The organism is Streptomyces sp. NBC_01275 (genome assembly GCF_026340655.1).
GTDB lineage: Bacteria > Actinomycetota > Actinomycetes > Streptomycetales > Streptomycetaceae > Streptomyces.
Map to the genome: position 1 here is coordinate 8,440,258 of NZ_JAPEOZ010000001.1, position 26,755 is coordinate 8,467,012.

The 26,755-nt window shown below is 71.6% G+C and carries 28 protein-coding genes and 1 pseudogene; 21 read left to right on the top strand and 8 right to left on the bottom strand.

Annotated features, from left to right (window positions below; all coding sequences use genetic code 11):
* Positions 1–74: 74 nt before the first annotated feature.
* From OG562_RS37060 to OG562_RS37075, 4 genes are all read left to right on the top strand, one after another.
* Positions 75–875: a thioesterase II family protein gene (locus OG562_RS37060; protein WP_266405879.1), complete on the top strand. Its 801-nt coding sequence runs from the start codon at positions 75–77 to the stop codon at positions 873–875.
* Between the two features lie 13 nt (positions 876–888).
* Positions 889–1,461, top strand: a complete 573-nt coding sequence (locus tag OG562_RS37065; RefSeq protein WP_266405881.1) for a TetR/AcrR family transcriptional regulator — start codon at positions 889–891, stop codon at positions 1,459–1,461.
* 153 nt (positions 1,462–1,614) lie between these two features.
* Positions 1,615–2,793 carry an acyl-CoA dehydrogenase family protein gene (locus OG562_RS37070; protein ID WP_266405883.1) on the top strand — a complete coding sequence of 393 codons (1,179 nt, stop codon included), beginning with the start codon at positions 1,615–1,617 and terminating at the stop codon, positions 2,791–2,793.
* Positions 2,794–2,795: 2 nt separating this feature from the next.
* A complete protein-coding gene (locus OG562_RS37075; RefSeq protein WP_266405884.1) occupies positions 2,796–3,554 on the top strand; it encodes an SDR family NAD(P)-dependent oxidoreductase in 759 nt (252 codons plus the stop codon).
* 35 nt (positions 3,555–3,589) lie between these two features.
* Here OG562_RS37075 and OG562_RS37080 read toward each other — a convergent pair whose 3' ends face one another.
* A complete protein-coding gene (locus OG562_RS37080) occupies positions 3,590–4,369 on the bottom strand; it encodes a GntR family transcriptional regulator (RefSeq protein ID WP_266405885.1) in 780 nt (259 codons plus the stop codon).
* 400 nt (positions 4,370–4,769) lie between these two features.
* Between OG562_RS37080 and OG562_RS37085 the strand changes: the two genes are divergently transcribed.
* From OG562_RS37085 to OG562_RS37110, 6 genes are all read left to right on the top strand, one after another.
* The gene (locus OG562_RS37085; RefSeq protein WP_266405887.1) at positions 4,770–5,789 is read left to right on the top strand and encodes a sugar ABC transporter substrate-binding protein; all 1,020 of its coding nucleotides are present in this window, start codon (positions 4,770–4,772) and stop codon (positions 5,787–5,789) included.
* On the top strand, positions 5,789–6,865 hold the full coding sequence (locus OG562_RS37090) for an ABC transporter permease (RefSeq protein ID WP_266405889.1): 1,077 nt from the start codon (positions 5,789–5,791) through the stop codon (positions 6,863–6,865). The genes OG562_RS37085 and OG562_RS37090 overlap by 1 nt, the downstream gene beginning before the upstream one ends.
* 7 nt (positions 6,866–6,872) lie before the next feature.
* On the top strand, positions 6,873–7,799 hold the full coding sequence (locus OG562_RS37095) for an ATP-binding cassette domain-containing protein (protein ID WP_266405890.1): 927 nt from the start codon (positions 6,873–6,875) through the stop codon (positions 7,797–7,799).
* Position 7,800: 1 nt separating this feature from the next.
* Positions 7,801–8,733, top strand: a complete 933-nt coding sequence (locus tag OG562_RS37100) for a sugar phosphate isomerase/epimerase (protein ID WP_266405892.1) — start codon at positions 7,801–7,803, stop codon at positions 8,731–8,733.
* A 353-nt stretch (positions 8,734–9,086) separates the two neighbouring features.
* On the top strand, positions 9,087–10,355 hold the full coding sequence (locus OG562_RS37105; RefSeq protein ID WP_266405893.1) for a serine hydrolase: 1,269 nt from the start codon (positions 9,087–9,089) through the stop codon (positions 10,353–10,355).
* A gap of 65 nt (positions 10,356–10,420) precedes the next feature.
* On the top strand, positions 10,421–10,606 hold the full coding sequence (locus OG562_RS37110; protein ID WP_266405895.1) for a hypothetical protein: 186 nt from the start codon (positions 10,421–10,423) through the stop codon (positions 10,604–10,606).
* A gap of 114 nt (positions 10,607–10,720) precedes the next feature.
* Here OG562_RS37110 and OG562_RS37115 read toward each other — a convergent pair whose 3' ends face one another.
* From OG562_RS37115 to OG562_RS37125, 3 genes are read right to left on the bottom strand one after another with little or no spacing between them, the layout of a single operon-like run.
* Positions 10,721–11,728: a Gfo/Idh/MocA family oxidoreductase gene (locus tag OG562_RS37115; RefSeq protein ID WP_266405897.1), complete on the bottom strand. Its 1,008-nt coding sequence runs from the start codon at positions 11,726–11,728 to the stop codon at positions 10,721–10,723.
* A gap of 52 nt (positions 11,729–11,780) precedes the next feature.
* Positions 11,781–12,554 (bottom strand): SDR family oxidoreductase, encoded by a 774-nt coding sequence (locus OG562_RS37120; RefSeq protein WP_266405898.1) that lies wholly within the window; start codon positions 12,552–12,554, stop codon positions 11,781–11,783.
* A gap of 15 nt (positions 12,555–12,569) precedes the next feature.
* Entirely contained in the window at positions 12,570–13,748 is a 1,179-nt protein-coding gene (locus tag OG562_RS37125) for a phytanoyl-CoA dioxygenase family protein (RefSeq protein ID WP_266405900.1), read from the bottom strand.
* 106 nt (positions 13,749–13,854) lie between these two features.
* Between OG562_RS37125 and OG562_RS37130 the strand changes: the two genes are divergently transcribed.
* Positions 13,855–14,889, top strand: coding sequence for a LacI family DNA-binding transcriptional regulator (locus tag OG562_RS37130; RefSeq protein WP_266405901.1), 1,035 nt, complete (start codon positions 13,855–13,857; stop codon positions 14,887–14,889).
* Positions 14,890–14,896: 7 nt separating this feature from the next.
* Here the strand turns inward: OG562_RS37130 and OG562_RS37135 are convergent, their stop codons facing one another.
* Together OG562_RS37135 and OG562_RS37140 are read right to left on the bottom strand one after the other, a co-directional pair.
* Positions 14,897–15,544 carry a hypothetical protein gene (locus OG562_RS37135; RefSeq protein ID WP_266405902.1) on the bottom strand — a complete coding sequence of 216 codons (648 nt, stop codon included), beginning with the start codon at positions 15,542–15,544 and terminating at the stop codon, positions 14,897–14,899.
* A 133-nt stretch (positions 15,545–15,677) separates the two neighbouring features.
* Positions 15,678–16,859, bottom strand: coding sequence for a Gfo/Idh/MocA family protein (locus OG562_RS37140; RefSeq protein WP_266405904.1), 1,182 nt, complete (start codon positions 16,857–16,859; stop codon positions 15,678–15,680).
* Between the two features lie 110 nt (positions 16,860–16,969).
* On the opposite strand from OG562_RS37140, the gene OG562_RS37145 reads away from it, so the two are divergent.
* The gene (locus OG562_RS37145) at positions 16,970–17,971 is read left to right on the top strand and encodes a LacI family DNA-binding transcriptional regulator (RefSeq protein ID WP_266405906.1); all 1,002 of its coding nucleotides are present in this window, start codon (positions 16,970–16,972) and stop codon (positions 17,969–17,971) included.
* On the opposite strand, the gene OG562_RS37150 is transcribed toward OG562_RS37145, so the two are convergent.
* On the bottom strand, positions 17,961–18,305 hold the full coding sequence (locus tag OG562_RS37150; RefSeq protein ID WP_266405908.1) for a cupin domain-containing protein: 345 nt from the start codon (positions 18,303–18,305) through the stop codon (positions 17,961–17,963). The two genes, OG562_RS37145 and OG562_RS37150, sit on opposite strands and share 11 nt — an antisense overlap.
* A 122-nt stretch (positions 18,306–18,427) precedes the next feature.
* Here OG562_RS37150 and OG562_RS37155 point away from each other — a divergent pair, with 122 nt between their 5' ends.
* Both OG562_RS37155 and OG562_RS37160 read left to right on the top strand, forming a co-directional pair.
* Entirely contained in the window at positions 18,428–18,940 is a 513-nt protein-coding gene (locus OG562_RS37155) for a hypothetical protein (RefSeq protein WP_266405910.1), read from the top strand.
* A gap of 173 nt (positions 18,941–19,113) precedes the next feature.
* Positions 19,114–19,386: pseudogene (locus OG562_RS37160) on the top strand (6-chlorohydroxyquinol-1,2-dioxygenase); the annotation flags it as partial.
* Between the two features lie 249 nt (positions 19,387–19,635).
* On the opposite strand, the gene OG562_RS37165 reads toward OG562_RS37160, so the two are convergent.
* Positions 19,636–19,806 carry a hypothetical protein gene (locus tag OG562_RS37165; RefSeq protein WP_266405912.1) on the bottom strand — a complete coding sequence of 57 codons (171 nt, stop codon included), beginning with the start codon at positions 19,804–19,806 and terminating at the stop codon, positions 19,636–19,638.
* 109 nt (positions 19,807–19,915) lie between these two features.
* Here OG562_RS37165 and OG562_RS37170 point away from each other — a divergent pair, with 109 nt between their 5' ends.
* The 7 genes from OG562_RS37170 to OG562_RS37200 all read left to right on the top strand — a co-directional run bounded on the left by OG562_RS37170 (position 19,916) and on the right by OG562_RS37200 (position 26,737).
* Positions 19,916–20,566 (top strand): GntR family transcriptional regulator, encoded by a 651-nt coding sequence (locus tag OG562_RS37170; protein WP_266405914.1) that lies wholly within the window; start codon positions 19,916–19,918, stop codon positions 20,564–20,566.
* 57 nt (positions 20,567–20,623) lie between these two features.
* Positions 20,624–21,376 carry a PIG-L deacetylase family protein gene (locus OG562_RS37175; RefSeq protein WP_266405915.1) on the top strand — a complete coding sequence of 251 codons (753 nt, stop codon included), beginning with the start codon at positions 20,624–20,626 and terminating at the stop codon, positions 21,374–21,376.
* Between the two features lie 2 nt (positions 21,377–21,378).
* Positions 21,379–22,155 (top strand): 4-carboxy-4-hydroxy-2-oxoadipate aldolase/oxaloacetate decarboxylase, encoded by a 777-nt coding sequence (locus OG562_RS37180; RefSeq protein ID WP_266405917.1) that lies wholly within the window; start codon positions 21,379–21,381, stop codon positions 22,153–22,155.
* Positions 22,152–23,390 (top strand): 4-oxalomesaconate tautomerase, encoded by a 1,239-nt coding sequence (locus OG562_RS37185; RefSeq protein WP_266405918.1) that lies wholly within the window; start codon positions 22,152–22,154, stop codon positions 23,388–23,390. Before OG562_RS37180 ends, OG562_RS37185 begins: the two co-directional genes overlap by 4 nt.
* Positions 23,387–24,337 carry a catechol 2,3-dioxygenase gene (locus OG562_RS37190; protein ID WP_266405919.1) on the top strand — a complete coding sequence of 317 codons (951 nt, stop codon included), beginning with the start codon at positions 23,387–23,389 and terminating at the stop codon, positions 24,335–24,337. The genes OG562_RS37185 and OG562_RS37190 overlap by 4 nt, the downstream gene beginning before the upstream one ends.
* Before the next feature lie 147 nt (positions 24,338–24,484).
* Complete coding sequence (locus tag OG562_RS37195; protein WP_266405920.1) at positions 24,485–25,819, top strand: aromatic acid/H+ symport family MFS transporter; 1,335 nt, start codon at positions 24,485–24,487, stop codon at positions 25,817–25,819.
* A gap of 129 nt (positions 25,820–25,948) precedes the next feature.
* Complete coding sequence (locus OG562_RS37200; RefSeq protein WP_266405921.1) at positions 25,949–26,737, top strand: alpha/beta fold hydrolase; 789 nt, start codon at positions 25,949–25,951, stop codon at positions 26,735–26,737.
* Positions 26,738–26,755: the final 18 nt, after the last annotated feature.

The window sequence follows — 26,755 nt, forward strand, 5'->3', positions numbered from 1 at the left end:
CCGACCCGATCCGATCCGGCCTGATCCAATCCAATCCGATCCAACCTGACTGATCCGACCTGGAGGCCCGCACCATGACTTCTCTGGCCGCCGACCGCGACCTGTGGCTGCGCCGGTTCACCCCCGCTCCCGAGGCCACCGCCCGCCTGGTGTGCTTCCCCCACGCGGGCGGGGCGGCCAGCGCCTACGTGCACCTGTCGCGCGCCCTCGCACCGTCCGTCGAGGTGGTGGCGGTGCAGTACCCGGGCCGGCAGGACCGCAGGTCCGAGCCGTGTGCGACGAGCATCGCCGAACTCGCCGACCGTGTCTCGCCGTTCCTCGAGACCGCCGACGCCGACGCCGACCTGCCGCTCGTCCTCTTCGGCCACAGCATGGGCGCCTGCGTCGCCTTCGAGGTGGCCCGCCGTCTCGAAGCCGGCGCGCCCGGAGCCAGGCCGCACAAGCTGATCGTCTCGGGCCGGCGCGCTCCCGGACCCGCCCGCGGCGAACGCGTCCACCTGCTGGACGAACAGGGCGTCGTCGCCGAACTGAAGGCGGTCGGCGGCACGGTGTCCGCGGTCCTCGACGACCCCGACATCCTCAGCATGGCCCTGCCCGCCATCCGCGCCGACTACCGCGCGGTCGAGCTCTACGCCCACCAGCCGGGCGAACTCCTGCGCTGCCCCGTGGTCGCCTTCACGGGCGACGCGGACCCCAAGGCGCCCGTGGAGGAGGTCGCCGACTGGGCCGGCCACACCACCGGAGCGTTCCGGCTGAAGGTCTTCCCGGGCGGGCACTTCTACCTCAGCGACGACCCCGACCCCGTTCACGAGGCGTTGCGCGAGGAGACCGGCCCGGAACGGATCCGGATTCCCCAGCGGGACGGCGTCTCCTAGGTAGGCTGGGATCATGTCGCCCACCCGCCGTACCGCCCGACAGGCCGACCTGTTGGAGCGACTCGTCGTACTGCTCACGGCGGAGGGGTTCTCGGACCTCACCCTGGACGACCTCGCGGAGCGGCTGCGCTGCTCCAAGACGACGCTGTACCAACTGGCCCGCAGCAAACAGGGGCTGGTCGTGGAGGCGCTCAAGCACTACTTCCGCGGGGCGACCGAGGCCGTGGAGAAGCGGGTGGCGCAGACCGTCGAACCGTCCGACCGCGTACGCGTCTATCTGACCGCCGTCGCGGAGCAACTGCGCCCGCTCTCGCGCCGGTTCCTCGACGACGTCGCGGACTTCCCGCCCGCCCGCGAGGTGTACGAGGCCAACACGCGGGCGGCCGCGGAGCGGGTCCGGCAGCTGATCGCCGAGGGCGTCTCCGGCGGCGCCTTCCGTGAGGTGCACACCGCGTTCGTCGGCGAGGTCGCCGCCGCGACCATGCGGCAGATCCAGCAGGGCGAGCTCAAGGCGCGCACCGGGCTGACCGACGCGGAGGCGTACGAGCAGCTCGCCTCGCTGATCGTGCACGCCGTCTCGTCCTGACACCCCCCGCGCTTCACCCCGCACCCGCGTAGGCGCCCTTGCGGATGCCCTCATGGGCTCCTCGCAGGCGTCTCGCGGGTGCCTTCGCGCGCCTGGTGGCGTACTCTGAATGATACTGTCGTACTCCTTTCAGTATCACCTCGTGAGGTTGCCATGCCTGCCACCCGCGCTCTGCCGACCGAGGAAGCCGTCGAGCTCATCCAGCTCACCCGCACCCTGGCCACGAAGGAACTCGCGCCCAGGGTCGCCGACGCGGAGGCGGAAGCCGCCTTCCCCCGTGACGTCTTCCGCACCCTCGGGCGCAGCGGCCTGCTGGGGCTGCCCTTCGCCGAGGAGGACGGCGGCGCGGGACAGCCGTACGAGGTGTATCTCCAGGTGATCGAGGAGGTCGCCGCGATCTGGTCGAGCGTCGCGGTGGGCATCTCCGTGCACGCCCTGTCCTGCTTCCCGCTGGCCCGCTTCGGCACCGAGGAGCAGCGGCGACGCTGGCTGCCGGAGATGGTCGGCGGCGAGCTCCTCGGCGCGTACTGCCTGTCCGAGCCGCACGCCGGCTCCGACCCGGCGGCCATGCTCACCCGCGCGGTCCGGGACGGCGACCAGTACGTGCTCAACGGCGCCAAGGCCTGGACGACCCACGGCGGGTACGCCGACTTCTACACGGTGATGGCCCGCACCTCCGACGACCGCGCCCACGGCATCTCCTGCTTCCTGGTCCCGGCCGACGCCCCGGGCCTCAGCGCCGACCCGCCGGAGCGGAAGATGGGCCTGACCGGGTCGGCGACCGCCACCATGCGGCTGGACGACGTCCGGGTGCCGGTCGAGCGGCGGATCGGGGCGGAGGGCCAGGGCCTGCAGATCGCGCTCGCCTCCCTCGACTGCGGCCGCCTCGGCATCGCCGCCGTCGCCACCGGCCTCGCCCAGGGCGCCCTGGACCACGCGGTGCGCTACGCCCGTGAGCGCGAGACCTTCGGCAAGCCGATCATCGAGCACCAGGGTCTGGCGTTCGTGCTCGCCGACATGGGCGCCGCGATCGAGTCGGCCCGTGCCACCACGCTGTCCGCCGCGCGGCTGAAGGACCTCGGGCTGCCCTTCACACGGGAGGCGTCGATCGCCAAACTCGTGGCCACGGACAATGCCATGAAGGTGACCACGGACGCGGTGCAGGTCCTCGGCGGGTACGGGTACACGCGTGACTTCCCCGTCGAGCGCTATATGCGCGAGGCCAAGGTCATGCAGATCTTCGAAGGAACCAACCAGATCCAGCGCATGATCATCTCCCGTGCGCTGGACCGTGACGAGGGCGGTGTGCTCACCGTCCTCGGCAAGGAGTGATGATGCAGCTCGCCAACACCGCCGCCCTCGTCACCGGCGGTGCGTCCGGCCTCGGCGCGGCCACCGCGAAGGCCCTCGCGCAGCAGGGCGCCCAGGTCTTCGCCGTCGACCTCAAGGACGGCATCGACCGGGCGCCCGAGGCGCCGGGCGTGACCTATGTGCCCGCCGACGTCACCGACCCCGAGCAGGTGGGCGCCGCCGTCGCCGTCGCGGCCGGCGCGGGCGTGCCGCTGCGCACGGTCGTCAACTGCGCCGGCATCGGCCCGTCCATGCGGATCCTCGGCAAGAAGGGCGTCCACGACCTGGCCCTGTACGCCAAGGTGATCCAGATCAACCTGATCGGCACCTTCAACGTCCTCGCGCTCGCCTCGGAGGCCATCGCCGAGACCGAGCCCGACGGCAACGGCCAGCGGGGCGTCATCGTCAACACCGCCTCCATCGCCGCGTACGACGGCCAGGTCGGCCAGGCCGCCTACGCGTCCTCCAAGGGCGGCGTCGTCGGCCTGACCCTGCCCGCCGCCCGCGACCTGGCGCAGTACGGCATCCGGGTGTGCACCATCGCCCCGGGCATCGTCGAGACGCCGATGCTGGCCACGGTCTCCGAGGAGTTCCGCGCCTCGCTCGCGGCCGGGGTGCCCTTCCCGCACCGCCTGGCCCAGCCCGAGGAGTACGCCAAGCTCGCCCTGGCGATCGTCGACCACGACTACCTCAACGGCGAGACCATCCGGATGGACGGCGCGCTGCGGATGGCCCCGCGCTGAGCCGCCCCACGGTCGGGACCTGAGCCGCCCCCGGTTCAGGTCCTGACCAGCAGCTGGAAGTCGAACGCGTACCGGGACGCCCGGTAGATGTGCGTCCCGTACTCGACCGGCCGCCCGGTGTCGTCGTACGCCGTGCGCTGCATGGTCAGCAGGGCCGCGCCCTCCTTCTCCGCGAGGACGGCGGCCTCCTCGGCGGTGGCGGAACGGGCGCCGATGGTCTGGCGCGCGCTGTGCAGGGTGATGCCGGTCGCGCGCATCATCCGGTACAGGCCGGTCGCCTCCAGCCGGTCGGTGTCGAGGTCCAGCAGGGCCGGCGGCAGATAGTTGCACAGGTACGCCACCGGCTGCCCGTGGGTGGAGCGCAGCCGCTCCAGGAGCGTGACCTCGGTGCCCTCCGCGATGCCCAGGGCGGCGGCGACGTCCGCGGTCGCGGGGACGCGCTCGTTGCGTACGACGTGCGTGGTGGGCCCCTGTCCGGCGGCCTCCAGGTCGTCGTAGAGGCTGCTGAGCTCCAGGGGGCGCTTGACCTGGCTGTGCACGACCTGCGTGCCGACGCCGCGGCGGCGCACCAGCAGGCCCTTGTCGACCAGGGACTGGATCGCCTGGCGGACCGTGGGGCGGGACAGGCCGAGGCGGGTCGACAGGTCGATCTCGTTGCCCAGGAGGTTGCCGGGGGCCAGCGCTCCGTGCTCGATCGCGGCCTCGAGCTGCTGGGCGAGCTGGTAGTACAGCGGCACCGGGCTGGTGCGGTCCAGCGCGAAGTGCAGCGCGTCGAGCGCGGAGCCGGACACGGCACGGGAACCGGTCTTCGCCATCGGGGCGCCTCCTGGGGTCGGTGGGGGGTGGCGATCGGCCCCGGAACGCACCATCATGATCGGATGCGCGGACCCGGCTGACTTGGCCCTACGCGACGCTCCTCACGATGGTCGGGGTCTGGCGTCTCCCAGGTGTAGGCCCTGAAGGCCGACACTGTCAATGCTTTGTTCTTACATTCTGACCTGCTCGTGAAATGATGTCTTAACAAAGTATTGACAGCGGATGCGCCAGGGGAGTTGGATCCCGTCCCAGCAGCGCAGAAGCCGAGTCCGCGGGAAACTGAATCAGCCGCGGACTCGGCGTATGGCCCGGAACCGAGCAGTGCCGGGTCCCGGATCCTCGCGATCGCCCTCCCCCTTCCCCGTCGTTTCCCCATTCGCACAGTGAGGTGCAGGAAAGATGGACAGCTCTTCTCCCGCCCGCTCCCGCAGAATCGTCCCCGCAGTGGCCATGGCCGCTGCGGTGGCCCTGACCCTCGCGGGCTGCTCCAGCAGCTCGGGCGGCAAGAAGTCCGAGGAGAGCGCGGACGGCGCCTCCGCGGGCAAGGCGAGCACACCGCAGATGACGGTGGCCCTCGTGACCCACCAGTCGCCCGGCGACACCTTCTGGGACATCGTCCGCAAGGGCGCCGAGGCGGCCGCCGCCAAGGACAACGTCAAGCTGATCTACTCCGCCGACCCGAACGCCGGCAACCAGGCCAACCTGGTGCAGAACGCGATCGACCAGAAGGTCGACGGCATCGCCGTCACCCTCGCCAAGCCGGACGCGCTGAAGGACGTCATCAGCAAGGCGTCGACCGCGAAGATCCCCGTGGTCGGCCTCAACTCCGGTGTGAGCGAATGGCAGAAGCTCGGCCTGATGGAGTTCTTCGGCCAGGACGAGACCGTGGCCGGCGAGGCGCTCGGCAAGCGGCTCAACGAAGCCGGCGCCAAGAAGGCCGTCTGTGTCATCCAGGAGCAGGGCAACATCGGCCTCACCCAGCGCTGTGACGGGGTGAAGAAGACGTTCACGGGCACCACCGAGGTCCTGAACGTCAACGGCACCGACATGCCGTCCGTGAAGTCGACGATCACCGCCAAGCTCACTCAGGACAAGGCGATCGACTACGTCGTCACCCTGGGCGCCCCGTTCGCGCTCACCGCCACGCAGTCCGTGACCGACGCGGGCAGCAAGGCCAAGATCGCCACCTTCGACCTCAACAAGGACCTGACCGGCGCCATCAGCAAGGGCACCATCGAGTTCGCCGTGGACCAGCAGCCCTGGCTCCAGGGCTACCTGGCGATCGACTCCCTGTGGCTCTACAAGACCAACGGCAACTACATGGGCGGCGGTGAGCAGCCGGTGCTGACCGGGCCCGCCTTCGTCGACAAGTCCAACGTCGCCGCGGTGGCCGCCTTCGCCGCGAAGGGCACCAGGTGATGAGCATGACCCATCATGCCGAGCCGGCGGTGACCTCACCGCCGGCCCCCGGCCCGAAGGAGTCCGACGGCCGGACCGCTCGACGTTCCCTGGCCCTGCGGTTGCTGGGCCGTCCCGAGGTGGGCGTCTTCCTCGGCGCGGCCGCGGTGTACGTGTTCTTCCTGATCACGGCGCCGCCGGTGCGCGACGGCAGCTCGATGGCCAACATCCTGTACCAGTCGTCGACCATCGGGATCATGGCGCTGCCCGTGGCCCTGCTGATGATCGGCGGCGAGTTCGACCTGTCGGCCGGCGTCGCCGTCATCACCTCGGCGCTCACCGCGAGCATGCTCAGCTACCAACTGACCATGAACGTCTGGGTCGGCGTGATCGTCGCGCTGCTGGTGTCGCTGGGGATCGGCTTCCTCAACGGCTGGCTGGTGGTCAGGACCGGACTGCCCAGCTTCCTGATCACCCTGGGCAGCTTCCTGATCCTGCAGGGCGTGAACCTGGCGGTGACCAAGCTGGTCACCGAGAACGTGGCCACCGACGACATCAGCACCATGGACGGCTTCGACCAGGCCAAGAAGGTCTTCGCGTCGTCCTTCGACGTCGGCGGCGTCCAGGTGAAGATCACCATCGTGTACTGGCTGGTCTTCGCGGCCATCGCCACCTGGGTGCTGCTGCGCACGAAGTACGGCAACTGGATCTTCGCGGTGGGCGGCAACAAGGAGTCGGCGCGGGCCGTCGGCGTGCCGGTGGCGTTCACGAAGATCACCCTGTTCATGCTGGTCGGCTTCGGCGCCTGGTTCGTCGGGATGCACCAGCTGTTCACGTTCAACACCGTGCAGTCCGGCGAGGGCGTCGGCCAGGAGCTGATCTACATCTCGGCCGCGGTGATCGGCGGCTGTCTGCTGACCGGCGGCGCCGGCTCCGCGATCGGCCCGGTCTTCGGCGCGTTCATGTTCGGCATGGTCCAGCAGGGCATCGTCTACGCCGGCTGGAACCCCGACTGGTTCAAGGCCTTCCTCGGCGTCATGCTGCTGGGCGCCGTCATGATCAATCTGTGGGTCCAGCGCACGGCGACCCGGAGGTGAGACCCGCATGACCACTGACCACACCGACAACACGGCCGGCACGCACGGCGCGATCCTGACGGACACCGTCGCCGAGGACGGCGACCGTCCCCTCGTCGCACTGCGCAACGCGGGCAAGTCCTACGGCAACATCCGTGCCCTGCACGGCGTCGACCTCGAGGTCCACCCCGGCAAGGTCACCTGCGTCCTGGGCGACAACGGCGCCGGCAAGTCCACCCTCATCAAGATCGTCTCCGGACTCCACCAGCACACCGAGGGCGAGTTCCTCGTCGACGGCGAACCCGTCCGCCTGACCACCCCCCGTCAGGCCCTCGACAAGGGCATCGCCACCGTCTACCAGGACCTGGCGACCGTCCCCCTGATGCCGGTGTGGCGGAACTTCTTCCTCGGCTCCGAGATGACCAAGGGCCCCTGGCCCCTGCGCCGTCTCGACATCGAGAAGATGAAGAAGACCGCCGACCAGGAACTGCGCAACATGGGCATCGTCCTCGACGACCTCGAACAGCCCATCGGCACCCTCTCCGGCGGCCAGCGCCAGTGCGTGGCCATCGCCCGCGCCGTCTACTTCGGCGCCCGCGTCCTCATCCTCGACGAGCCCACCGCCGCCCTCGGCGTCAAGCAGTCCGGCGTGGTCCTGAAGTACATCGCCGCCGCCCGCGACCGCGGCCTCGGCGTCATCTTCATCACCCACAACCCCCACCACGCCTACATGGTCGGCGACCACTTCAGCGTCCTGCGCCTGGGAACCCTCGAACTCACCGCCTCCCGCGACCAGGTCAGCCTCGAAGAGCTCACCAACCACATGGCCGGCGGAGCCGAACTCGCCGCCCTCAAGCACGAACTGGCACAGGTACGGGGCGTCGACGTCGAAGAGCTCCCCGAGGAGAAGGACCTCACCGCTCCCGTGGCGAGCTCGGGGGAGGGGACGGCCTGACATGTCCGGCGCACTCGGCTCTCCCGCCCCCGGCTCTCCCCTGCTCGACCGCATCCGCGTCGGCTCCGCTCCCGACTCCTGGGGCGTGTGGTTCGCCGACGATCCCCGACAGGTGCCCTGGGAACGCTTCCTGGACGAGGTCGCCGAGGCGGGCTACTCCTGGATCGAGCTGGGACCGTACGGCTACCTGCCGACCGACCCGGTCCGGCTCACCGACGAGGTGGACCGGCGCGGTCTGAAGGTGTCCGCGGGCACGGTCTTCACCGGCCTGCACCACGGCCCCTCGGTCTGGGAGTCCACCTGGGCGCACGTGAGCCAAGTGGCCGCGCTCACCCAGGCGATGGGCGCCCGGCACCTGGTGGTGATCCCGTCCTTCTGGCGCGACGACAAGACCGCGGAGATCCTGGAGCCGCCGGAGCTGACCGGCGAGCAGTGGGCGCATCTCACCAAGGGCATGGAGCGGCTCGGGCACGAGGTGAAGGAGACGTACGGCCTGGATCTCGTGGTCCATCCGCACGCCGACACCCACATCGACACCGAGGCCCATGTCGAACGGTTCCTGGACTCCACCGACGCCGAACTGGTCAACCTCTGCCTGGACACGGGGCATTACGCCTACTGCGGCGGCGACAGCGTCCAGCTGATCGAGACCTACGGCGAACGCATCGGCTATCTTCACCTCAAGCAGGTCGATCCGGAGATCCTCGCCGCCGTGGTCGCCGACGAGGTGCCGTTCGGGCCGGCGGTCCAGCGCGGGGTGATGTGCGAACCGCCGTCCGGCGTACCGGAGTTGGAGCCGGTCCTGGTCGCGGCGCAGCGGCTCGGCGTCGAGTTGTTCGCGATCGTCGAGCAGGACATGTACCCGTGCGAGCCCGACGCGCCGCTGCCCATCGCGGTGCGGACCCGCAAGTTCCTGCGGTCCTGCGGGGCTTGAGGGACGAGAGGGACAGAGGGGCAGAGGGACGGCGAGAGCGGGACGCGAGCGGTACACGGAAGTACACGGAGACGTGAGCCGTACGTGGAGTGCGAGCGGTACGCGAGTGCGTCGGACGCCCCGGTCCCTGGGACCGGGGCGTCTTTGTAGGCAGAAGGCCCGGTGGCCCGGTGGCTCAGAGGCGATGAGGCACAGAGGCACAGAGGCCCGGAGGTCCGCCGGCCGGGCGTGTCGGCGTCGACAGGCGGGCGTGTGCGGGCGCTCCTAAGCTGGAGACTGATGGGCCGCACGCGGCCCGTGCCCCTGGTGCGGCTGTGGCCTGCGGCGCAACCTCCTCATGCGGGAGCAAGCCCATGACACACCCGTACATCCGACTGAGCAGAGGGGCCGTCGCCGCCGCCGCGGTCGGCGCGCTGGTGGTGCCGGCCACGGGCGGGGCCGCTCTGGCGCTGCCGTCCTCGTCCGCCGCGACGGTCTCGGCCGTCGCCGCCACCGATCCGCCCTCGCCCTCCGCGTCCTCCTCGGGCGACGGCGTCCGTGAACTCACCCCCGCCGTGCAGCAGCAGGTCGACGACGCCGTGCAACGGGTCATGGAGCAGGCGAACGTCCCGGGCGTCGCCGTCGGCATCTGGACGCCGGACAAGGGTCAGTACGTGAAGGCCTTCGGCGTCGCCGACAAGGAGACCGGCAGGGAGATGACGCCGGACCTGTACATGCGGATCGGCAGCGAGACCAAGACGTTCACCGTCACGGCGCTGCTGGAACTCGTCGACCAGGGGAAGATCGGCCTCGACGACACCATAGGCACGTACATCGACGGCGTGCCGAACGGCGACGAGATCACCCTGCGTCAGCTGGCCGGCATGCGCAGCGGGCTGTTCAACTACTCGGCGGACGAGGACTTCTTCAAGGCGCTGACCTCCGACCCGACGCGGCCCTTCACCCCGCAGCAGCTGCTCGACTACTCCTTCAAGCACCCGGTGCTGTTCCCGCCCGGCAAGGAGTTCTACTACTGCAACACCAACCTGATCCTGCTCGGCCTGGTCGTCGAGAAGATCAGCGGTCAGCCGCTCGGGAAGTACATCCAGCAGCACATCCTCGACCGGGCCGGCATGGAGCACACCCTCTTCCCGACCGGCGCGGAGTTCCCCGAGCCGCACTCCCAGGGCTACACGAACCAGACCGCCACCGGGAAGGTCGAGGACTCGGCCGACTGGAACCCCTCCTGGGGCTGGGCGGCCGGCGCGATGATCTCGCGGCTGCAGGACCTGCGGATCTGGGCGCGCACGGTGGCCACGGGCGTCCTGCCCGACGGTGACACCCTGATCAGCCCCGACACCCAGAAGCAGCGGCTGATCACACCGCCGACCACGATCCCGGGCGCCGGATACGGTCTGGGCATCTTCAACGTGCAGGGCTGGATCGGCCACAACGGCTCCCTGCCGGGCTACGAGTCCCTGACGATCTATCTGCCGTCGGCGCGGGCGACCCTCGTCGTCGTGCTGAACACCGACATCGACTACAAGAACCAGGAACCGAGCACCGTGTTCGGCGACGCGATCACGAAGATCATCTCCCCGGACCACGTCTTCAACCTGCCGGCGGAACCGACGGCGCGGTGAGAACGTTCAGACAGGTGCAGGGACTGCAGGGACTGCAAGGTGTGCAGGGGTGGACGGGAGGCTCGATGCAGGACGAGAAGCAGCCGGACGCGACGTCGGACGGCTCCGAGGCGCTGCGCAAGGCCCGGTTCGGTGCGCTGCCGGAGCGGATTCTTCTGGAGGACATGGTGGAGGAGCAGCCTCCCCAGCCGAGGGACCCCTCGCGGGACGCCTTCGACCCCGACGAGGTGTCGGTCCGCAACGCCCTCTGAGCCGCAGAACGGCAAGGCAGAACGACAGGGCAGAACAGCAGGGCAGAACGCGAGAAGGGGCGGTGGCGCATCGCCACCGCCCCCTCCTGCCAGGCCTCTTGGGCCTTCTGGGCCTCAGGAAGACGCCCGCACCTCCGCGATCGTCACCGGCCGGTGCTCGTGCAGCGACAGCGTGCACGCCTCCGCGATCCAGCCCGCCTCCAGGGCGTCCTCGATCGTGCAGGGCGACGGGCGGGCGCCGGACACGACCTCGGTGAACGCGGTGAGCTCGGCGCGGTAGGCGGCCGTGAACCGGTCCATGAAGAAGTCGTGCGGGACGCCGGCGGGGAAGGTGACGCCGGGCTCCACCGAGCGCAGCGGCAGCTTGTCCTCCAGGCCCACGGCGATGGAGTCGGTGAAGCCGTGGATCTCCATGCGGACGTCGTAACCACGGGCGTTGTGGCGGGAGTTGGAGACCACCGCGATGGTGCCGTCGTCGAGGGTGAGGATCGCGCCGGTGGTGTCGGCGTCGCCCGCCTCCTTGATGAAGTCCGCGCCCCGGTTGCCGCCGACCGCGTACACCTCGGTGACCTCGCGGCCCGTCACCCAGCGGATGATGTCGAAGTCGTGCACGGAGCAGTCCCGGAAGATGCCCCCGGAGGCGGCGATGTACGCGGCCGGCGGCGGCGCCGGGTCCAGGGTGGTCGACCGTACGGTGTGCAGCTTGCCCAGCTCGCCGGAGTGCACGGCGGCGCGCGCGGCGACGAAGCCGGCGTCGAAGCGGCGGTTGTAGCCGATCTGGATGGGGACGGCGCTGCCCTGGACGGCCTTGAGGACCTCGACGCCCTCGCTCATGGTCTTGGCGACGGGCTTCTCGCAGAAGACGGGCACGCCCGCCTCGACCGCGGCCAGGATCAGCGCGGGGTGGGCGTCGGTCGCGGCCGCCACGACGATGCCGTCCACGCCGGCCGCCAGCACGGCCTCGGGGGAGTCGGCGACCTCGGCGCCGAACCGCTCGGCGGCGTTCTTGGCGGCCTCCGCGAACGGGTCGGCCACGACGAGCGACTCGACGACGTCGAGTCCGGAGAGGGTCTCGGCGTGGAAGGCGCCGATGCGGCCGAGGCCGAGGATTCCGATGCGCATGGGGAAGGTGCTCCTTGGGGGTACGGGTGGCTTGCGAGGTCGGGCAGAGAGGTCAGTCGAGGCCGCCGAGGACGTTCTGGTCCCAGTCGATCACCGAACCGGTGACCACGCCCGACCGGTCGGACAGCAGGAAGACCACGAAGTCGGCGATCTCGTCCGGCTGGCCGAGCTTGCCCATCGGCAGCCGTGCGGCCGCCTGCTCCCGCCAGTCGTCCCCGGCGCCGTGGAACGCCTTCTGCGTGGCGTCCTCGCCCTCGGTCGCCGTCCAGCCGATGTTGAGGCCGTTGATCCGGACCCGGTCGAAGCGGTGGGCGTGCGCCGCGTTGCGGGTCAGCCCGATCAGCCCGGCCTTGGCGGCCACGTAAGGGGCGAGGAAGGGCTGCCCGCCGTGCGCCGAGGAGGTGATGATGTTGACGACCGTCCCGGGCTCCTCCCGGGCCACCATGTCCGCGACCACCGCCTGCATCGCGAAGAACGGCGCCTTGAGGTTGATCGCGATGTGCTCGTCGAACAGCTCGGGCGTGGTGTCCAGCAGGGTGCCGCGCGAGGTCAGCCCCGCCGAGTTCACCAGGCAGTCGACCCGGCCGTACGCGGCCACGACCTCGGCGACCGCCGCCTTCGTCTGCTCGGCGTCCGCGAGGTCGGCGCGGACGAACGTCGCCTTGCCGCCCGCCGCCGTCAGCTCCGCCACCAGCGCGTCGCCCGGTTCCGCCCGGCGCCCGGTGACGGCGACGACCGCGCCCTCACGGACCGCGGCCCGGGCGATCGCGGCGCCGACGCCCTGGCTGCCGCCGTTGACGAGGACGACCTTGTCGTCGAGTCCCATGATGTTCCTGCCCTTTCAGGTGGCGCGGCGTTCGGCGCCGGCCCGCAGCTCTTCGCGGAGCGCCTGCGGGGTCCAGCCCTCGCGCAGCGCCTGTCGTACGACGTCCGCCTGGGAGGGCGGAGCCAGACCCTCGACCGGCGGATCCCGGTCGAGGTTGGTGGGGAACGGATAGCCCTCGGCGCTCGCGGCGACGACGTGCTCCAGCCACTCCTCGCCCACGCCCTGCGCCCGGCGGGCCAGCAGCACGGGGAAGACGGCGTTCGCCACCGCCTCCCGGTCCACGCTCTCCATGGCCCGCCCGAACGCCGAGGACACCTGGAGCAGATTGGCCGTACGGCGCACGTCGGCGGTGCGGTTGGAGCCCGCGGCGTGGAAGACGGCCGGGTTGAAGAAGGCGGCGTCGCCCTTGCGCAGCGGCAGCTGGACGTGGTGCTTCTCGAAGTACGCCTGGAACTCGGGGAGCCGCCACGCCAGATACCCGGGCTCGTACGTCTGCGAGTACGGCAGATACAGCGTGGGGCCGGACTCCACCGGCATGTCGCAGTGCGCGACCGCGCCCTGGAGAGTGAGCACGGGGGAGAGCCGGTGCACGTGCGCCGGGTAGGCGGCGGCCGTCTCGTTGGAGAGGAAGCCGAGGTGGTAGTCACGGTGCACGCTCTGCGCCGTACCGCCCGGGTTGACCACGTTGACCTGCGAGGTGATCTGGTAGCCGGGGCCCAGCCAGGCGCGGGAGACCAGGGCCAGCATGTCGTTGGCGTAGTAGTCGGCGAACGCCTCCGGGTCGTACAGGGCCGCCTTCTCCAGGGCGTTCCAGACGCGGTCGTTGGCGCCCGGGCGGGCGAAGTGGTCGCCGGCGCTGTGGCCCGAGGCGTGCTGCTCGGCGATCAGCGCGTCGAAGACGGCGGTGGCCCGGTCGACGACCGCCGGGTCGGGGAACGCGCCGCGCAGGACCACGATCCCGGGCCCGTCGGCGAAGGCGCGCACCAGTTCGGCCCGTACCGCGCGGCCGGCTCCGGCGGCTTCGACGGCGCGCAGTCGCTCGCTGTCGTAGACGAGGACGTTGCCCTCGACCGACGCGGCGTGCGGGTAGTCGGCGAGGTGCGTGGTGCGCTCGACGAGGGGGCGGAAGGCGTCGAGGTCGCAGTCCTGTTCGCTCAGCCATGCGGCATGGCTCTGGACGGGGGTGAAGGACATCGTCGTCCCTTCGGTGACAGCGGCGGCTCAGTGCTGCCATTGTTGTCAGTACAAACCCCTCGAACAACCAGCAGGCAGCCGTCAAAAACCCCTCAAGGAGCCGTCCGTGGGCCACCCCTTCCCGATCCGTGAGATCGCACGTCAGGCGGGTCTCAGCGAGGCCACCGTGGACCGGGTCCTCAACGGCAGGGGAGGGGTGCGCGAGTCCACCGCGCAGGAGGTGCAGCGGGCCATCGCCGACCTGGACCGGCAGCGCACCCAGGTCCGGCTCGTCGGCCGCACCTTCATGGTCGACATCGTGATGCAGGCGCCGGAGCGCTTCACCACCGCCGTCCGCGCCGCCCTGGAGGCCGAGCTGCCCGCCCTGCATCCGGCCGTGCTGCGCTCCCGCTTCCACTTCCGGGAGACCGGGCCGGTCCAGGAGCAGGTCAGGACGCTGGACCTGATAGCGCGGCGCGGCTCGCAGGGGGTGATCCTGAAGGCGCCCGACGTCCCCGAGATCACCGCCGCCGTGGGCCGCCTGGTGGCCGCCGGCATCCCGGTCGTCACCCTCGTCACCGACCTGCCCGCCAGCGCCCGCCTCGCCTATGTCGGCACCGACAACCGGGCCGCCGGCGCCACGGCCGCGTACCTCATGGGGCAGTGGCTCGGGGACCGTCCCGGCAATGTGCTCACCAGCCTCAGCAGCGGCTTCTTCCGCAACGAGGAGGAGCGCGAGATGGGCTTCCGCAGCGTGATGCGGGCCCAGCATCCGCAGCGCACGCTCGTCGAGATCGCCGAGGGCCAGGGCCTGGACGCCACCCAGTACGACGCCGTGCGGGCCGCGCTCGCCCGCGACCCGCGCATCCGCGCCGTCTACTCCATCGGCGGCGGCAACATCGCCACCCTGCGCGCCTTCGCCGACCTGGGCCGCGAGTGCGCGGTGTTCGTCGCGCACGACCTCGACCACGACAACACCCGGCTGCTGCGCGAGCACCGGCTGTCCGCCGTCCTCCACCACGACCTGCGGCACGACATGCGCGAGGCCTGCCACACGGTGATGCGGGCGCACGGCGCGCTGCCGCCCGCCGGGCCCACCCTGCCGTCGGCGACCCAGGTGGTCACCCCGTACAACCTGCCGCCGCGGGCGACGGCCGGCTGATCCGGCCTCACACCGAAGCGGCCGTCCGGGCGGCGCTGCGGTGGACGCTGACGCCCAGGGCCAGCAGCCAGTAGCTGAGGATCGCCCCCATCAGCGCGGTCGTGCCCCAGCCGTTCGCCGCGTAGAAGAACGCGGGGTCGTTGCCGAAGAACAGCGACGGCACGAAGGCCAGGTTGACCGCCGCCAGGACGTACGCCGACCGGCCGGTCCAGCGCGGCAGCAGGCGGGTGCGGGCGACGGCGTACCCGAACGAGGTCAGGAAGAGCGCCAGCATCAGACGGGAGATCGACCCGTAGAGGACGTAGGTGCCGCTGACGTCGATCGTCGGGTCGATCGGACGGTCCACGGCGATGACCGCGCCGGCCTCCAGACCGCTGGAGACCAGGGTGACCGTCGCGTAGACGAGCCCCGTCGCGAAGGCCAGCGAGCCGACCCACTCATGGGCGGGGTCGACGCGCTTGACCAGTTCCCGGAAGGCCGTCACGAACACCACCAGGAACGCCAGCGCGACGATCCCGACCAGCAGCCGGGACAGCACGTTCACGTCCGGCGGCGGGCCCGAGTAGACGAAGTACAGCGGCACTTCGACGATGAGGGCGGCCGCGGCGGCGATGCCCGCGAGGCCGGTCAGACGGCGGGCGAGGATTTCGGACATGGAGTCCCCCGGGTTCTCGGTGCGGCGGATACCGCGCCGGCGCACTCGCGCCGACCCCTGAAGCCTGCCGTTCCGGGGGCTCGAAGTCCCTGGGCCTGAGGACCGGAACCGGGGTGGTCCCAGCCCCCTGCCCCTACGGGTTCACGTCCACCCAGGAACCGCTCTGCGCGGAGCGCGCCATCGCCTCCAGCACGGTCGCGCTGTGCACCGCGTCCGCGAGCGTCGCCCCGTACGGCGTGCCCTCGGCGATCGACCGCAGAAAGCGGTACGCCTCCACGACCTTGAGGTCGTCGTAGCCCATGGCGTTCGCGGCGCCGGGCTGGAAGGCGGCGAACTCGCCGTCGCCCGGGCCGACGTACACCGTGCTGACGGGCTGGTCCTGGTACGTCGTGCCGCGGCTGACGCCCAGCTCGTTCATCCGGCGGAAGTCCCAGAACACCGCGCCCCGGGTGCCGTGCACCTCGAAGCCGTAGTTGTTCTGCTCGCCGACCGAGACCCGGCACGCCTCCAGGACGCCCCGCGCGCCGGAGGCGAAGCGCAGCAGACAGTTGACGTAGTCCTCGTTCTCGACCGGGCCGAGCTCGCCGCCGGTGGCCAGGGTGTGGCCCGCGGTGGCGCCGGTGGGCCGGGCCCGCTCGGGCAGGAAGATCGCCGTGTCGGCCGTCAGGGAGGCGATGTCGCCGAGCAGGAAACGGGCCAGGTCCACGCCGTGCGAGGCCAGGTCGCCCAGTACCCCGCTGCCGCCGCGCTCCCGCTCGTAGCGCCAGGTCAGGGCGCCGTCCGGATGGGCCGCGTAGTCGCTGAACAGGCGGACGCGCACGTGGGTGACCGTGCCCAGCTCACCGGAGGCGATCAGGGCGCGGGCGGCTTCCACGGCGGGCGCGTTGCGGTAGTTGAAACCGACCGCGCCCTGGACGCCGGCCTGCGCGACCGCGTCGGCCACCGCGCGCGCGTCCGCCGCCGTCAGGCCCACCGGCTTCTCGATCCAGATGTGCTTTCCGGCCTCGGCCATCGCGACGCCGATCTCGCGGTGCAGGAAGTTCGGCGCGGTGATGCTGACGGCCCGCACGCGCGGATCGGCGGCCACCTCGCGCCAGTCCCGGGCGGTGGCCGCGAACCCGAACTGCGCCGCGGCCTCCTCGGCCCGGCCGGGCACGTCCTCGGCGACCGTCACCAGCTCCGGGCGCAGGGCCAGCTGCGGATAGTGGTGCCGGACGCGGGCGTACGCCTGGGTGTGCACCCGGCCCATCCAGCCGAATCCGACGACGGCGACACCGAACGCGTCCCCCTCGGCATGCGCATCCACATCCACCATGACAGCCCCTCTTTGGACCGGTCCATAATCTGTCCAGGCCACCCTGAGCGGGGTTTCCACTGGTGTCAACCCTTTGACAAGCCGGAGGGCCGCATGGAACGGTCCATGGCATGAGACCGCCGACCATCCGTGACGTCGCCGACCGCGCCGGAGTGTCCAAGTCGCTGGTCTCCCTGGTGCTGCGCGGCTCCGAGCAGGTGCGCGCCGAGAAGCGGGAGGCCGTGCTGCGGGCCGTGCGCGAACTCGGCTACCGGACGAACGCAGCCGCGCGCAGCCTCAGCGAGCAGCGCACCCGCACGGTCGGCGTCCTCCTCAACGACCTGCGCAACCCCTGGTTCGTGGACCTCCTCGACGGCCTGAACCCGCTGCTGCACGACCACGGCCTGCACATGCTGCTGGCCGACGCCCGCCTCAACCGCCGCACCGGCCAGGACCCGGCCGGCCCCCTCCTGGACCTCCGGGTCGACGGCCTGGTCGTGGTCGGCACCCTGCCCGACCCGGCCGCGCTGGGCGCGGTCGCCGCCCGCATCCCGGTCGTCGTCGCGGGCGCCCGCGAGCCGGTCCCGGCCGGCGTCGACGTGGTCGCGGGCGACGACGAGCGGGGCGCGCGGCTGATCACCGAGCACCTCATCGGCCTCGGCCACCGCAGGATCGCGCACATCGCGGGCTACGGCGCGGTCGGCGAACTGCGCCGACGCAGCTTCGAGGCGACGATGCGGGCGCACGGGCTCGCCGACGGCGCCCTGGTGGAGCCCAGTGACATGACCGAGGAGGGCGGCTACCGCACCACCGTCCGGCTGCTCAGCCGCCCGGCGCGCCCCACCGCCGTGTTCGCCGTCAACGACATCGCCTCGGTCGGCGCGCTCTCGGCGGCCGAGGAACTGGGGCTGCGCGTCCCCCGGGACCTGTCCGTCACCGGCTACGACAACACGAGCATCTCCCGGCTGCGCCATGTCTGGCTCACCACCGTCGACAACGCCGGTCACGAGGTCGGCCGGCGCGCGGCCCGCTGCCTCCTCGACCGCTTCGACACGCCCGGCCTGCCGGGCCGCGTCCACCTCGCCGCGCCCGCGCTGGAGATCCGGGGCACCACGGCCGCCGTCACAGACTGATCGCGTACGCCTTGCGCAGCGTCTCGTGCACCGTCCACGTCGTACGGTCGCCCGCGCGCAGCACGGCCAGGTCGCCGGGGCCGACCCGTAGGGTCTCGCCGCCCTCGACCTCGATCGTGGCCGACCCGCTGATCACCACGAACAGCTCGTCCGCCTCGGTGTCGGTGACGACGCCCGGCGTGATCTGCCAGATCCCGCGGATCTGCGTGCCGTCCGCCGACTCCCACACCACCTTCCCGGTCACCTCGGGCGTCCCGGAGACGATCTGCCCCGGGTCGAGCGGATCGGGCTCGAGGTCGGCGTCGGGGATGTGGAGAACGAAGCTGTGGGTCATGGACCGACCCTAGCGACAGCGTCCGCCGCCCGGCCGCCGACAGAGTGTGGCGGATCGGCCCAGGCGGGAGGACACTTCGTCGCGACTGGCGGGCGGGGCGGGGCCGGGTGATCGTGGAGGGCATGGCGCAGTCCACGGCGGCGGCCCACCCGCAGCGTCCGCACGACACCCGCGAGGCGCTCCTCTTCGGCGGCGTCTACGGCGCGGTCCTGGCGAGCTCGATGGTCGCCGCGCTCACCCAGTACGGGCACACTTCCCGAGACAGCCGCCGCTACGACGCCGTCTGGCTGGTGGTGACCGCCCTCGCCTCCGCGCTCGCGCACGGCTACGCCCACTACATCGCCGAGCGCGCCCCGCACCGCCGCGGGGACGCGCTGCGCACCCTCGCCCTGGAGTGGCCGCTGGTCGCGGCCGTCCTGCCCACCGTCGCGATCCTCGCGGGCGCGGGCTGGGGCTGGTGGCCGGCGAACGGGGTGGAGTACCCGGCGTTCGCCCTCAACATCGCCCTGCTGTTCACCCTGGGCCTGGTCACGGCCCGCTGGTCGCATCGCGCGTGGCCGGTCGCGGTGCTGATCGGCGCGGTGGACGCACTGCTCGGCGTGATCGTGGTCGTGGCGAACGCGCTCATCAAATAGACGCGTCCATCAAGTCAGACGCGCTCGTCGAACAGACGCGCTCGTCGAACAGACGCGCTCGTCGAACAGACGCGCTCGTCGAACAGACGACGGACGCCGGGTGACGAGGCGGGCGGACACGGGTGCGATCGTGGCGCCGCGCGAGGCTCCCCGTGGCGGGTGGAACGACCCCCGGTCCGGTCGGCGCGCTGCTGACGGCGACGGGACGGCACCCGTACCGTCCCGCCCATATCCACTTCATCGCCTCCGCCGCCGGCCACGCCCCGGTGACCACGCACATCTTCGTGGCGGGCGGCGACTTCCTCGACTCCGACGCCGTGTTCGCCGTGAAGCAGAGCCTCGTCCAGGACTTCACCCCGGTCGACGACCCGGCCCTGGCCCGGCAGTTCGGGGTGCCGAACCCGTTTCGGCACGCCCGCTTCGACCTGGTCCTGCAGCCGGTCTAGAGCGTCCCGGAGCTAGGCCCGGCGGTCCGGTGGCCGGACGGGATGGGGGCGCCCGCCCAGTCGCAGGCGTCGTCGGCGGTCTTGCCCTTCGGGGTGTACGCGACGTGGTTCGCGGCGTCGTCCCGGTCGCCCGTGCCGCCTTCACGATCTTCAGCCGAGCCGGAGACAGCGCTGCCGGTACGTCGGCGTGGGCAGCCGCGGCTCGAAGCGGATCTGCGGGGCGATGACGCCGGATACCTTGCAGTGCTTCTACGCGTTGCTCGCGCTCTTGGCCACGACGGCCGTGGCGGTGATGCTGGTCGCTGCGTCGTCGAGGCGGCCGAAGTCCTGGGCGGCGAGCTGGGCGCAGGGCAGGGTGGGGGCGGTGACGGGGAGGTCGCGGCCGGCCGAGGTGGGGGAGGGACCGAGCGGCGCCGCCACGGGAACGCAGCGCCGCCGACGTTCGCAGGCAATACGGCGGACAAAATTGTTGACAATCTTGTTTGGCTAGATTTAGGTTCGACAGGCACTCACTCAGGGAGGGCAAACGATGCCGAAAGAAGCCCGTCCGAGCACCGGAGAGCAGGCCAAGCAGCATGCGCTCGCGCAGCTGCGGCAGGCGATCCTGCACGGCGAGATGGCCCCGGCGCAGCGGCTGGTGGAGAACGAGCTCGCCGAGCAGTTCGGTGTGACACGGGCCAGCATCCGTGCGGCGCTCATCGATCTGGAGTCCCAGGGACTCGTGGAGCGGATCCGCAACCGCGGCTCGCGGGTGCGGGTGGTGACCGTGGACGAAGCGGTGGCCATCACCGAGTGCCGCATGGTCCTCGAAGGGCTGTGCGCGGCGAAGGCGGCCGTCGCCGCAAGCGACGAGCAGCTGCTCCAGCTGACCGACCTCGGCACGGCGATGAGCAAGGCCGTCGCCGACGGCGAGCCGGTCACCTACTCCGACCTCAACCACGAACTGCACGTCCGCATCCGGGAGTTCTCCGACCAGCGGACCGCGCAGGAGCTGTTGGAGCGGCTCAACGCCCAACTGGTGCGCCACCGCTTCCAGTTGGCGCTGCGGCCGGGGCGGCCGCAGCAATCCCTGAACGAGCACCTGACCATGATCGAAGCGATCAGGGCCAGGGACCCGCAGGCGGCCGAGACGGCCGTCCGCGCCCACCTCACCAGTGTGATCGAGGCGCTGCGCGACTGATCGCGACCGATCGCGGCGGTGCGGGCGGGCGCCCATCTGTCACCAAGGAGATTCAGCATGACCCAGGCCAACGCGCCCGCCGTCCCACCCCGATCGACCCTCGTCGTCACCGCGCACGCCGGGGACTTCGTGTGGCGGGCGGGCGGCGCCATCGCCCTGGCCGCCTCGCGCGGGGAGAAGGTCACCATCGCCTGTCTGACCTTCGGCGAGCGCGGCGAGTCCGCCAAGGCGTGGCGTGAGGGCAGGAAGCTCGAGGAGATCAAGGCGATCCGCCGGGACGAGGCCGAGCGCGCCGCCGCGACCCTGGGCGCCGAGGTCCGCTTCTTCGACGCCGGCGACTACCCGCTGGTGGCCACCGCCGAGCTGACCGACCGGCTCGTCGCCGTCTACCGCGACACGCAGCCGGACGTCGTCCTCACCCACCCCGCCGAGGACCCGTACAACGGCGACCACCCGGCCGCGAGCCGGATGGCCCTGGAGGCCCGTGTCCTCGCCCAGGCCATCGGCTACCCGGGCGAGGGCGAGATCATCGGCGCGCCGCCCGTCTTCTACTTCGAGCCGCACCAGCCCGAGATGAGCGGCTTCAAGCCCGAGGTCCTGCTCGACATCACCGAGGTGTGGGCCGCCAAGCGCACGGCCATGGAGTGCCTCGGCGCCCAGCAGCACCTGTGGGACTACTACACCGACCTCGCCGTCCGCCGGGGCGTCCAGCTCAAGCGCAACGCCGGCCCCAACCTGGGCCTGGCGCACAAGACCATGGCCGAGGCGTACATGCGCCCCTACCCGCAGATCGCGAAGGAGCTGGCATAGCCATGGGCGGAGTGATCGTCACCAACCCGCCGAAGGCGGACGCGGCCGACGTCGAGGCCCTGGGCGGCTTCGGCGTGGCCACCGTCAGCGAGGCGATGGGCCGAACCGGGCTGCTGAGCCCGCAGATCCGGCCCGTCCAGCAGGGCGTGCGGATGGTCGGCACCGCCGTCACCGTGCTCAGCTGGCCCGGCGACAACCTCATGATCCACGCGGCCGTGGAGCAGTGCGGCGAGGGCGACGTCCTGGTCGTCACCACCACCTCCCCGTCCACCGACGGCATGTTCGGCGAGCTGTTCGCCACAGCGCTGCAACAGCGCGGGGTGCGCGGCCTGATCACCAACGCCGGCGTCCGCGACACCCAGGAACTGCGGGACATGGACTTTCCCGCCTGGGCGCGGGCCGTCTCCGCGCAGGGCACGGTGAAGGCGACCGGCGGCTCGGTCAACGTGCCGGTCGCGATCGACGGCCAGGTGATCCGCCCCGGCGACGTGATCCTCGCCGACGACGACGGCGTCGTGGTCGTCCCGCGCGAGCGCGCCCGCGCCGCCGCCCTGGCGTCCGAGGCCCGCGAGGCCAAGGAGGCGAGGACCCGCGCCGCCTTCCTCGACGGCGAACTCGGCCTGGACCGCTACGGGTTGCGCGACACCCTCAAGCGACTGGGCGTGGAGTACCGGACGTACGAGGAGCACCAAGGAGACGAGGGGCGCGCGGGGCGCGAAGGGTCCGAGGGGCGCGCGGGGCGCGAAGGGTCCGAGGGTCGTGCGGGGGAGCGGTCGTGACGTTCGTGCCCGAGGAGGTGCCCTGTCTGCTGATGCGGGGCGGCACCTCCAAGGGCGCCTACTTCCTCGCCGAGGACCTCCCGGCCGAACCGGCCCTGCGCGACGAGCTGTTGCTGCGCGTCATGGGCAGCCCCGACGAGCGGCAGATCGACGGCGTCGGCGGGGCGCACCCGCTCACCAGCAAGGTGGCCGTGGTGTCGCCCTCCGCCGATCCGCACGCCGACGTCGACTACCTCTTCCTCCAAGTCGCCGTCGACAGGCCGGAGGTGAGCGACCGTCAGAACTGCGGGAACATCCTCGCCGGCGTCGGCCCGTTCGCCGTCGAGCGCGGACTCGTGGCGGCGGGGGAGCAGGAGACCGCCGTCCGCATCCGCATGGTCAACACCGGCGACCACGCGACGGCGACCTTCCCGACCCCCGGCGGCCGGGTGCGCTACACCGGGGACGCCGAGATCTCGGGCGTGCCCGGGACGGCGGCGCCCGTGGTGATCGAGTTCCCGCCGAGCGCCCACCCGCTGCTGCCCACCGGCAATGTCCGCGACGAGATCGACGGCATCGCGGTGACCTGCGTGGACAACGGGATGCCGACGGTGCTCATCGAGGCGACCTCGCTCAAGGTCACCGGCTACGAGTCGCCGCGGGACCTGGAGGAGGACGTGGCCCTCGCCGACCGGCTGCGCGCGATCCGGCTGGCGGCGGGCCGTCTCATGGGCCTCGGCGACGTCTCGGACGCCACCGTGCCCAAGCTCACCCTGCTCGCCGCGCCCCGCGCAGGCGGCGCGATCACCACCCGCACCTTCATCCCGGTGCGCTGCCACACCTCCATCGGCGTGCTCGGTGCGGCCAGCGTCGCCGCCGGCCTGCGCATCGAAGGCGGCGTGGGCGCACGGCTCGCACGGCTCACGCCCGACAGTGACCGAATGCGCATAGAACATCCCACGGGATTCCTGGACATCGAAAGTAGCCTCGGAACCGCCCCCGACGGACTGCCCGCCGCCCGCCGCACCGCCGTGGTCCGCACGGCCCGCAAGCTCTTCGACGGCACGGTGTTCCCCCGTTCTCCCCGTTCCGCCCCTTCTCTCCCTTCCGCCCGCTCTCTCCGTTCCCCCGGTTCCGCCGGTTCCCCCGGTTCCGCCGGTTCCCCCGGTTCCGCCGGTTCCCCCGGTTCCGCCGGTTCCCCCGGCTCCGCCGGGACGGCGCCGATCCCCGCACCCTTCCAAGGAGGTCAACGATGACTCCGCCGCTCGGCGACATCGCCCACATCGGCCACGCCCAGCTCTTCACCCCGGACCTGGACGCCAGCGTCGCCTTCTTCACCGACTATCTCGGGCTGACCGTCAACGGGCAGGACGGCGACACGGTCTGTCTGCGGACCTTCGACGACTACGAGCACCACAGCCTGGTGCTCACCGCCCGCGCACAGCCCGGCCTCGGCCGGCTCGCCCTGCGCACCTCCAGCGAGGAGGCCCTGCACCGCCGTGTCGAAGCGGTGGAGGCGGCGGGCGGGGCCGGGCGCTGGGTCGAGGACGAACCCGGGCTCGGCAAGCTCTACGTCACCGCCGACCCGGACGGACACGAGCACGCCCTGTACTGGGAGAGCGAGTACTACCGGGCCCCCGAGGAGCTGAAGCCGGCGCTGAAGAACCAGCCGCAGGCCAAGCCCAACCGGGGCGTGGGCGTACGGCGCCTGGACCACGTCAACTTCCTCGCCGCCGACGTCCTCGCCAACGCCGAGTTCCAGCAGGACGTCCTCGGGGCCCGGCCCACCGAGCAGATCCGCCTCGACACGGGGAAGATCGCGGCGCGCTGGCTGACGTACACGAACAAGTCGTACGACGTCGTCTACACGTCGGACTGGACCGGCAGCGCCGGGCGGCTGCACCACATCGCCTTCGCGACCGACACGCGGGAGGACGTCCTGCGGGCGGCCGACCTGGCGATCGACAGCGGGGTGTTCATCGAGACGGGCCCGCACAAGCACGCCATCCAGCAGACGTTCTTCCTGTACGTCTACGAGCCCGGCGGCAACCGCATCGAGCTGTGCAACCCCCTCACACGCCTCGTCCTGGCCCCTGACTGGCCGCTCGTCACCTGGACCGAGGAGGAGCGCAAGAAGGGGCAGGCCTGGGGCCTGAAGACCATCGAGTCCTTCCACACGCACGGCACGCCGCCTGTGGGCTGACCCCTCCCGGGTGCACAGAACTCCCGGTGGGATCGATTGTCGATGAGATTGTTGACAAAAACGTTGACACTCCAGGTTCCGGATCCCTAGCGTTTGCGCACCATCGTCCCCTCCAGGGAACGCCTCCTGGACGAGAGGAAAACAAAGATGTCCTCCTCCCCCGCCCCCGCGCTGTCCGCTCGCGGCAGCAGACTGGCCCTGCTGGTCGTCGGTCTGTGCTGGCTGGCCGTGCTCTTCGACGGCCTCGACATGTTCATCTACGGCTCGGTGCTGCCGCACCTGCTGGAGACCAGGACCTTCGGCCTCACCCCGGACACGGCCGGCGACCTCGGCAGCTACGCCACCTTCGGCATGCTGGTCGGCGCCCTCACCGCGGGCACCGTCGCCGACCGCATCGGGCGCAAGAAGCTGATGGTGGCGTGCGTGATCCTCTTCTCGCTGGCCTCCGCCGTGTGCGCCGTGGCCGGCAGCGTCGAGGTCTTCGGCCTCGGCCGGACCCTGGCGGGCGTCGGCCTCGGCGGCCTGCTGCCCACCGCGATCAGCATGGTCTCCGACTACGCCCCGCGCGGCCGCGGCGCCCTCGTCATCGGCCTGCTGATGACCGCCCACCACGCCGGCGGCATCCTCTCCGCCTACGTCGCCAAGTGGCTCATCGACCCGGTCGGCTGGCGCGCCGCGTTCTGGGTGTGCGTGCTCCCGCTGCTCTTCGCCCCGGTGCTGGCCAGGTTCCTGCCCGAGTCGCTGAGCTTCCTCGTCGCCAAGGGCCGCGCCGACGAGGCCCGCGAACTCGCCGCCCGCTACGACGTCGAGCTGCCCGCCGCCAAGTCCGGCAAGCAGGGCGCGGCCGACCGCTGGAACGCGCTCCAGAACCTCTTCCGCGGCGGTGAGTGGACCCAGACCGTCCTGTACTGGCTGGCCTCCTTCGGCGGTCTCCTCCTCGTCTACGGCGTCGCCACCTGGCTGCCCACCCTGATGCGCGCCGAGGGCTACGCACTGGGCTCCGCCCTCACCTTCGTCGTCGTCTTCAACCTCGGCGGCATCGTGGGCATGCTGGTGGCCGGCCGCGCCGCCGACCGCTTCGGCGCCCCGCGCATCTCGGCGATCTGGTTCGCGCTGACCGCCGTCGGCGTCTTCCTGCTCAGCGTCCACATGGCGACGACCGTGACGATGATCGTCGTCTTCCTCACCGGCGTGTTCCTCAACAGCGCCCAGACGATGATCTACGCGACCGTCTCCATCCGCTCCGACCCCGACAACCGGGCCACCGCCGTCGGCTGGACCTCCGGCATGGGCCGCTTCGGCGCCGTCTTCGGCCCGTGGCTCGGCGGCCAGCTGCTCGCCGCGGGCAACGGCGACTGGGGCTTCACCGCGTTCGCGCTGGCCGGTCTGTCGTCCATGGTCTTCATCGGCATCGCCGCGCTGCGTAGCGCCAAGCAGACGCCTCGCGACAGCGCCGACCAGGAGCTCGTCGGCGCGCACTGACCAGGCGCGCCGCCACCGGGGGCAAGGACGGACGCCGGCCACCGCACACCCTGTGCGGGGCCGGCGTCCGGCGTGCCACGGCGGTCCGTTCGGGGTGCGCCCGAGCGGATACGGCGTCACGCTCGACGTATGAGCGAGCGGTGGGAGGTGCGGCGGGCGGGCGCGGTGGACGCCTCGCACCGGGTGCTGATGATTCCGGGGGCGCTGTGCACGACCGTGTTCTACGCGGACGTCATGGCCGAGCCGGCGGTGGCGGGCCTGGGGATGGTCGCGGCGGCCCTGCCGGGGTTCGGCCGCACCGAGGCGCCCGAGGACGTGTCCATGGAGCACTACGCCCGGCTGATGGCGGACTTCGCCGCCGACGCCGGCTGCGACACGGTCGTCGGGCACAGCCTGGGCGCGAACGTGGCGATCGAGATGGCGGCGGCGGGCCTGTTCGCGGGCCCCGTGGTGCTGCTGTCGCCGGCCTTCTCGCGCGGGGACGAGTCGAGGCCCCTGTCCGTGATGAACACCGTGGGACGGGTCCCCGGGCTCGGGACGGCGGCCTGGGCCGGCATGCTGAGACTGCTGCCCCGGGCGATGAAGGACGACCTGCCGCCGGAGCACGCCGAGGCGCTGGCCGCGGTGCTGGGCGACAACGACCCGGCGACCTGCCGCCGCATCGTACGGCGCTACTACGCCTACCTGGACCGGTATCCGTCCCTGGTCCCGAGGCTGTGCGAGGCCGGGGTCCCGGCCTGGGTGGTGCGCGGCGACCGCGACGACATCGGCCTGACCGACGAGGAGCGGCGCGGGCTGGAAGCCTGCCCGCACGTCCGGATGGTCGCGGTCCCCGACGCGGGGCACCTCGCCCTGGTGGAGCAGCCCGCGCGGGTCGCCGACGTGGTGGCGGAGGCGGTCACGGCGGCGGTGCGCTGAGGGTCGTACGCAGTCCGC

Coding starts and splice junctions, on each gene's coding strand:
- OG562_RS37075 (WP_266405884.1), top strand. CDS start 2,796: ATGCAGCTCGCCAACACCGCCGCCCTCGTCACCGGCGGTGCGTCCGGC.
- OG562_RS37110 (WP_266405895.1), top strand. CDS start 10,421: ATGCAGGACGAGAAGCAGCCGGACGCGACGTCGGACGGCTCCGAGGCG.
- OG562_RS37070 (WP_266405883.1), top strand. CDS start 1,615: ATGCCTGCCACCCGCGCTCTGCCGACCGAGGAAGCCGTCGAGCTCATC.
- OG562_RS37170 (WP_266405914.1), top strand. CDS start 19,916: ATGCCGAAAGAAGCCCGTCCGAGCACCGGAGAGCAGGCCAAGCAGCAT.
- OG562_RS37080 (WP_266405885.1), bottom strand. CDS start 4,369: ATGGCGAAGACCGGTTCCCGTGCCGTGTCCGGCTCCGCGCTCGACGCG.
- OG562_RS37155 (WP_266405910.1), top strand. CDS start 18,428: ATGGCGCAGTCCACGGCGGCGGCCCACCCGCAGCGTCCGCACGACACC.
- OG562_RS37145 (WP_266405906.1), top strand. CDS start 16,970: ATGAGACCGCCGACCATCCGTGACGTCGCCGACCGCGCCGGAGTGTCC.
- OG562_RS37060 (WP_266405879.1), top strand. CDS start 75: ATGACTTCTCTGGCCGCCGACCGCGACCTGTGGCTGCGCCGGTTCACC.
- OG562_RS37150 (WP_266405908.1), bottom strand. CDS start 18,305: ATGACCCACAGCTTCGTTCTCCACATCCCCGACGCCGACCTCGAGCCC.
- OG562_RS37100 (WP_266405892.1), top strand. CDS start 7,801: ATGTCCGGCGCACTCGGCTCTCCCGCCCCCGGCTCTCCCCTGCTCGAC.
- OG562_RS37095 (WP_266405890.1), top strand. CDS start 6,873: ATGACCACTGACCACACCGACAACACGGCCGGCACGCACGGCGCGATC.
- OG562_RS37195 (WP_266405920.1), top strand. CDS start 24,485: ATGTCCTCCTCCCCCGCCCCCGCGCTGTCCGCTCGCGGCAGCAGACTG.
- OG562_RS37200 (WP_266405921.1), top strand. CDS start 25,949: ATGAGCGAGCGGTGGGAGGTGCGGCGGGCGGGCGCGGTGGACGCCTCG.
- OG562_RS37085 (WP_266405887.1), top strand. CDS start 4,770: ATGGACAGCTCTTCTCCCGCCCGCTCCCGCAGAATCGTCCCCGCAGTG.
- OG562_RS37090 (WP_266405889.1), top strand. CDS start 5,789: ATGAGCATGACCCATCATGCCGAGCCGGCGGTGACCTCACCGCCGGCC.
- OG562_RS37105 (WP_266405893.1), top strand. CDS start 9,087: ATGACACACCCGTACATCCGACTGAGCAGAGGGGCCGTCGCCGCCGCC.
- OG562_RS37180 (WP_266405917.1), top strand. CDS start 21,379: ATGGGCGGAGTGATCGTCACCAACCCGCCGAAGGCGGACGCGGCCGAC.
- OG562_RS37120 (WP_266405898.1), bottom strand. CDS start 12,554: ATGGGACTCGACGACAAGGTCGTCCTCGTCAACGGCGGCAGCCAGGGC.
- OG562_RS37125 (WP_266405900.1), bottom strand. CDS start 13,748: ATGTCCTTCACCCCCGTCCAGAGCCATGCCGCATGGCTGAGCGAACAG.
- OG562_RS37065 (WP_266405881.1), top strand. CDS start 889: ATGTCGCCCACCCGCCGTACCGCCCGACAGGCCGACCTGTTGGAGCGA.
- OG562_RS37190 (WP_266405919.1), top strand. CDS start 23,387: ATGACTCCGCCGCTCGGCGACATCGCCCACATCGGCCACGCCCAGCTC.
- OG562_RS37140 (WP_266405904.1), bottom strand. CDS start 16,859: ATGGTGGATGTGGATGCGCATGCCGAGGGGGACGCGTTCGGTGTCGCC.
- OG562_RS37115 (WP_266405897.1), bottom strand. CDS start 11,728: ATGCGCATCGGAATCCTCGGCCTCGGCCGCATCGGCGCCTTCCACGCC.
- OG562_RS37135 (WP_266405902.1), bottom strand. CDS start 15,544: ATGTCCGAAATCCTCGCCCGCCGTCTGACCGGCCTCGCGGGCATCGCC.
- OG562_RS37175 (WP_266405915.1), top strand. CDS start 20,624: ATGACCCAGGCCAACGCGCCCGCCGTCCCACCCCGATCGACCCTCGTC.